Origin of the sequence: Intrasporangium chromatireducens Q5-1 (assembly GCF_000576575.1) — a bacterium.
GTDB lineage: Bacteria > Actinomycetota > Actinomycetes > Actinomycetales > Dermatophilaceae > Intrasporangium_A > Intrasporangium_A chromatireducens.
Window position 1 is genome coordinate 1 of sequence record NZ_AWQS01000268.1, and the last position, 4,793, is coordinate 4,793.

General features: G+C 71.3%; 7 protein-coding genes. 2 read left to right on the forward strand and 5 right to left on the reverse strand.

Annotation, left to right across the window (positions count from 1 at the left end; translation table 11 throughout):
• Window positions 1-71: 71 nt before the first annotated feature.
• On the reverse strand, window positions 72-1,154 hold the full coding sequence (locus N864_RS19245; protein WP_034721085.1) for a DNA polymerase IV: 1,083 nt from the start codon (window positions 1,152-1,154) through the stop codon (window positions 72-74).
• Between the two features lie 121 nt (window positions 1,155-1,275).
• Here N864_RS19245 and N864_RS19250 point away from each other — a divergent pair, with 121 nt between their 5' ends.
• Window positions 1,276-1,683, forward strand: a complete 408-nt coding sequence (locus tag N864_RS19250) for a ChaB family protein (RefSeq protein ID WP_034721069.1) — start codon at window positions 1,276-1,278, stop codon at window positions 1,681-1,683.
• Window positions 1,684-1,714: 31 nt separating this feature from the next.
• Here N864_RS19250 and N864_RS19255 read toward each other — a convergent pair whose 3' ends face one another.
• Both N864_RS19255 and N864_RS19260 read right to left on the reverse strand, forming a co-directional pair.
• On the reverse strand, window positions 1,715-1,951 hold the full coding sequence (locus tag N864_RS19255) for a hypothetical protein (RefSeq protein ID WP_034721071.1): 237 nt from the start codon (window positions 1,949-1,951) through the stop codon (window positions 1,715-1,717).
• 80 nt (window positions 1,952-2,031) lie between these two features.
• On the reverse strand, window positions 2,032-2,460 hold the full coding sequence (locus N864_RS19260) for a hypothetical protein (RefSeq protein WP_034721074.1): 429 nt from the start codon (window positions 2,458-2,460) through the stop codon (window positions 2,032-2,034).
• A gap of 111 nt (window positions 2,461-2,571) precedes the next feature.
• Between N864_RS19260 and N864_RS19265 the strand changes: the two genes are divergently transcribed.
• Complete coding sequence (locus N864_RS19265; RefSeq protein ID WP_034721078.1) at window positions 2,572-3,480, forward strand: LLM class flavin-dependent oxidoreductase; 909 nt, start codon at window positions 2,572-2,574, stop codon at window positions 3,478-3,480.
• Here the strand turns inward: N864_RS19265 and N864_RS19270 are convergent.
• Together N864_RS19270 and N864_RS19275 are read right to left on the reverse strand one after the other, a co-directional pair.
• Window positions 3,449-4,252 carry a hypothetical protein gene (locus tag N864_RS19270; RefSeq protein ID WP_034721080.1) on the reverse strand — a complete coding sequence of 268 codons (804 nt, stop codon included), beginning with the start codon at window positions 4,250-4,252 and terminating at the stop codon, window positions 3,449-3,451. The two genes, N864_RS19265 and N864_RS19270, sit on opposite strands and share 32 nt — an antisense overlap.
• Window positions 4,253-4,262: 10 nt before the next feature.
• On the reverse strand, window positions 4,263-4,658 hold the full coding sequence (locus tag N864_RS19275) for a DUF2237 family protein (protein WP_034721082.1): 396 nt from the start codon (window positions 4,656-4,658) through the stop codon (window positions 4,263-4,265).
• Between the last annotated feature and the right edge of the window lie 135 nt (window positions 4,659-4,793).

A 4,793-nucleotide genomic window follows, 5' to 3' on the forward strand; every position in this document is an offset into this window, starting at 1 on the left:
ATCGACAGTGCAGTAGTCCCCATCGACAGTGCAGTAGTTCCCATCGACCGTGCAGTAGTCCTGATCGGCCGTCACAACCGCCCGCGGATCGGCGTGCGCTCCACCGGGTCGCCTTCGTCGGGCATCTGCATCTCGCCGCGAACACCGAGCAACCGGATCTCGCGACCCGGCTCGAGCTTGTCGGCGAGGGCGAGTGCGGCGGCGACGACGGCCTCGCGATCGGTCGTCGGCGCGGGGAGCTTCATCGCCTTGCTCTGCGTGAAGAACGGCGCATACCGGACCTTGAGCGTCACCCGGATGACCGGCCGCCCCTCAGCCACGGTGTCGGCGAAGGCCTGCTCCGCCAGCTGGCGCACCGCCTCGAGCACCTCGTCCCTGGTGCGGAGGTTCTCCTGGTACGTCGTCTCCCGGCTGTGCCCTCGCGCGACCCACGGAGTGTCGTCGACGATGGCTGACCCGATGCCCTTGCCGAGCTGGCCGTACCAGACACCCATCCGCGGCCCGAACTCGCCGACGAGCGCATCCTCGGAGGCAGCGGCGAGCTGGCTCACCGTCTCAACCCCCAGGGCAGCCAGGCGCTTCGACACCTTCGACCCGACGCCCCACAGGTCGATGGTGGGGCGTTCGCCCATCACCTCGAGCCAGTTCGCCCGCGTCAGCCGGAAGACGCCGCGCGGCTTGCCGAAGCCGGTCGCGATCTTCGCCCGGATCTTGTTGTCCCCGATGCCGACCGAGCAGTGCAGCTCGGTCGCGTCGAGGACCGTGGCTTGCACCCGGCGGGCGAAGGTCTCCGGGTCGTCGGTCTCGACACCGAGGAACGCCTCGTCCCAACCGAGCACCTCGACGATGACCCCGAGGCTGCGCAGCGCGGTCATGACCCGCTCGGACGCCTCGTTGTACGCGTCGGCGTCGACGGGCAGGAGCACGGCATCCGGCACCTTGCGGGCCGCGATGCGCAACGGCATGCCCGACCGAGCGCCGAACTCCCGCGCCTCGTAGCTCGCCGTCGCGACGACCGCCCGCTCCGCCGGGTCGCCGCGCCCGCCCACGATGACGGGCTTGCCGGCCAGCTCCGGCCGGCGCAGCACCTCCACCGCGGCGATGAACTGGTCGAGGTCGACGTGGAGCACCCATGAGCGGGAACCGGTCGCCATGAGCAGCATTCTTGCCCACGTCACGCGGTCGGTCAGGGTGGCCGGCGGGGGCGCGGCGACGCATGAGGGCCGGAGAAGTGGGGTAGGGACACAGCGACATACGACCCGAGGAGGTTGCCCGATGGTTTCGAAGAAGGACCTGCCCTCGACCCTGCAGCGGTCACCCGAGAAGGCCCAGGAGACCTGGTCGAAGACCCACGACTCAGCCGTCGACGAGTACGGCGAGGGCGAACGCGCGCACCGCACCGCCTTCGCGTCCCTCAAGCACAGCTTCGAGAAGGTCGGTGACCACTGGGAGCCCAAGGACGAGAAGGGCCCCAGCGACAAGCAGGCGGCCAAGTCGGGCCGCAGCGCGCGCAAGGGCGGCGAGACGGCCGGGGGCGTCAACGCGAACGCGTCCAAGAGCCACCTGTACGACATCGCGAAGCGCCTCGACATCCCGGGTCGCTCGAAGATGGACAAGGACGAGCTCGTCGACGCGATCCAGAAGGCGAACGACAAGAAGACACGTCAGAGCCGCGAAGACTGAGCCCGCATGCCGCTCAGTGCCCGTATGCCGCTCAGTGGCGGTCGCGATGGGACGCGCGGTCCTGCTCGTAGGCCGCGACCATGATGCCGCGGAAGATCAGTAGCGCCGTGGCGGCCGTCAGCCCGAAGGCGAGGACGGTCAGGATGATCGGCTCGGCCCCGTCCTTGGTGACGTGGGACCGCACGATGTGGAGGAACCCACTGACGATCCCGGTGATCGTCGCCGCCACGAACCAGATGTAGGTCGTGCGGGTGTAGGTGTGCGCCACGGCTGCACTCTGGCACACCTCCATGGGCCGGCGCGGGAGGTTCGCCGAGCGGCGCGCGTCCCGCCGTCAGGGCGGCGGGCTCAGAGTCCTTGGCGCCGCTCGATCTCCGCGAAGTAGGCGTCCGCGAGCCGGGAGAAGTTCTGTGCTGTCAGCCGGATCGAGTCGCCGGCCTTGAGCCCGAGGATGCTGCGCCCCTCGTCGATGCGTGCCGCGGGCTCGGGAAGGAGCTCGCCCTCGCCGTGGATGAGGGAGTCGCTCAGAGCCTCGACCTCCCGGGCGACGGGGCCGGGCGAGTCGCGCCGGCTGTCCGCGAAGTAGGCGTCGAGGACGATGACGAGGTTGTTGAAGTAGTCGGCCTCGAGGGACTCGAGCATCGGCTCCAGGCCACGCTCCTCGTCGTCGTCGGCCCGGCCCACCGCGCCCGCGAACTCGCGGAAGAAGGCGACCTGCGACTCCACCCGCGCTCGGCAGGCGTTGAGGTAGTCCTGAAGCTCAGACGGGTGGGCCACGGCTCCATGGTAGCCAGCGGTGTCTCGCCTGCCGGCCGGGTCGACTGGCCCCCACGACCATGCCGCGCCTGGTCGGCCGGCCCTCGGCCACCCGAGCACTAGGGTCGGGACGTGCGCTTCTCCGTGTGGCCGAAACTGTCCCAGCCGTGGTCCGAGGTCCTCGAGGTCGTGCGTCATGCGGAGGCGACCGGGTGGGACGGCGTCTATGTCGCAGACCACTTCATGGGTGACGGCGGGCTCTTCGGCGCAGTCACCTCGGCACACCTTGAGGCGACGGCTGCCCTGGCCGGGCTCGCGACGGCGACGACGCGGCTGCGCCTCGGCACCCTCGTGCTCGGGAACACGTATCGGCATCCGGCAGTCGTCGCGAACTGGGCCGCCAGCGTCGACCGGATCAGCGGCGGCCGGGTCGTGCTGGGGCTGGGAGCCGGCTGGCAGGCCAACGAGCACGAGCAGTACGGCATCGAGCTGCCCACGCCGGGTCGACGGCTGGCGCGTCTCGACGAGGCCTGCACGGTGATCCGGGGCCTGCTGACCGAACCGGTCGTCTCGTTCGCGGGTCGCTGCTACGAGCTCACCGAGGCGGTCTGTGAGCCGAAGCCGGTCCAGCCCCGCCTGCCCCTCCTCGTCGGCGGGAAGGGCGACCGGATGCTCGGGCTCGTGGCCCGGCACGCCGACGAGTGGAACATGTGGGCCACGCCGAAGATGATCGCGGAACGCGCAGCGGTGCTCGACCGCCACTGCGAGCGGCTCGGCCGTGAACCGTCCTCGATCTCGCGCTCGACCCAGGTCCTCGTCTTCCTGACGCAGTCGTCCTCGGAGGCGGACGAGTTCGTGGCCTCCGTGAATGGGCGCCCCACAGTGGCGGGGCCGGCGGAGCGCTTCGGCGAGGTGGTCGAGGGCTGGCGCGAGGCCGGGGTGGACGAGGTGATCGTGCCGGACCTGGCGCTGGGCTCCGGACCGCGCCGACTCGAGGCGCTCGACGCCCTCATCGAGCAGGGGCGGCTGGCGGCAGGGTGAACGTGGCGCCGAGACCCGTGCCCACCTGTCCGAGCAGCACACCGACCTCCGCACGGATCACGGAGTAGCGAGCAGCGGCACGCGAGGGGTTCGTCGCCGTCTCGCCGAGCGCCGCAGAGACGAAGACCTGCAGGCTGAGGATCCGCGCCACATAACTCGGGCCGTCCGTGCCGGTCGGCACCCCGGCTGAGAGCAGGTCGCGCAGGTGCCCGTCCAGGGCCCGGAGACCAGCCCCGGCCGATGCGCTGGTGGCGACCGTCGCGGTCCCCACGGTCGGCGGGGTACTGCCCGAGGGCGACGAGGTCCGGCCGCTCCGACCGGGGAGCGTCGCGGTGGCGGTTGGCGTGGTCGCACGCAACTCCTTGTCGAGTCGAGTGACGTCTGTCAGGACCGCTTGGACCGCCCTGCGCGCAGCCGCCTCGTCGAAGACGGCCGGGATGGTCGGCGTCGTGGGCAAGGCCGTCGCGGTCGGAGCAACCATCGCCGTCGGAGTAACCGTCACGGTGACGGTGGGCATGAGCGTCCCCGTCCTCGTCTCGGTGACTATGACCACCTGGGTGGGGGCGACCGGTGGCATCGTGGCTGCCCGACCGACGCTCTCCTCCAGGTCAACCCGGGGCTCGCTGGTACACGCGCCGAGGCCGACGACGAGAGTGAGGACGACGCCGAGGACCAGGATGGCGGAGCGGATGCGCCGGGCCCGTGACCGGGCAGCAGGCCGCTGGGCTCCTTCGCCTGAGCTCGCCTGCGTCCCGCCTGTCTCCCCCCACATGGCCGAGGCCTCAGAGCAGGGTGCTCGGGTCGTCAGGGATGTCGGCGGCGTACGCCTCGAGGAGCTGGAGGGGCACGATGTCGAGCGCCCGCTCGTGGGTCGCCGCGAGGACGACCGGCGCGGCCGCGCCGTCCTGCTGCGCCTGCAGCCACCGCGCCGCGACGACGCACCACCGGTCGCCGGGCTGGAGGCCGGGGAAGCGCCACTCGGGCCTCGGCGTCGACAGGTCGTTGCCGACCGAGCGCTGGTGCTCGAGGAACTCCCGGCTCACGACGACGCAGATCGTGTGGCTGCCGACGTCGTCGGGCCCGGTCGTGCAGCAGCCGTCGCGGTAGAAGCCGGTCAGCGGCTCGGTGGAGCACTCCTCCAGCTCACCGCCGAGGACGTTGCGCTGGCCGGAGCTCATGCGCCAAACCTACGCTGTCGCCGGGGCGGCGAGATGCTTTACCCATCCCCTTCCGAGCGCCGACACCTCCGCTGTCGCCGGTCTGGGACATGCCGGCGGCCCCGCCCTGGGGGCGGGGGGTGGGGCGGTGGCGTT

Excerpts from the sequence above, each read along its gene's own strand:
- N864_RS19275 (WP_034721082.1), bottom strand. The coding sequence starts at position 4,658 with ATGAGCTCCGGCCAGCGCAACGTCCTCGGCGGTGAGCTGGAGGAGTGC.
- N864_RS19245 (WP_034721085.1), bottom strand. The coding sequence starts at position 1,154 with ATGGCGACCGGTTCCCGCTCATGGGTGCTCCACGTCGACCTCGACCAG.
- N864_RS19270 (WP_034721080.1), bottom strand. The coding sequence starts at position 4,252 with ATGTGGGGGGAGACAGGCGGGACGCAGGCGAGCTCAGGCGAAGGAGCC.
- N864_RS19250 (WP_034721069.1), top strand. The coding sequence starts at position 1,276 with ATGGTTTCGAAGAAGGACCTGCCCTCGACCCTGCAGCGGTCACCCGAG.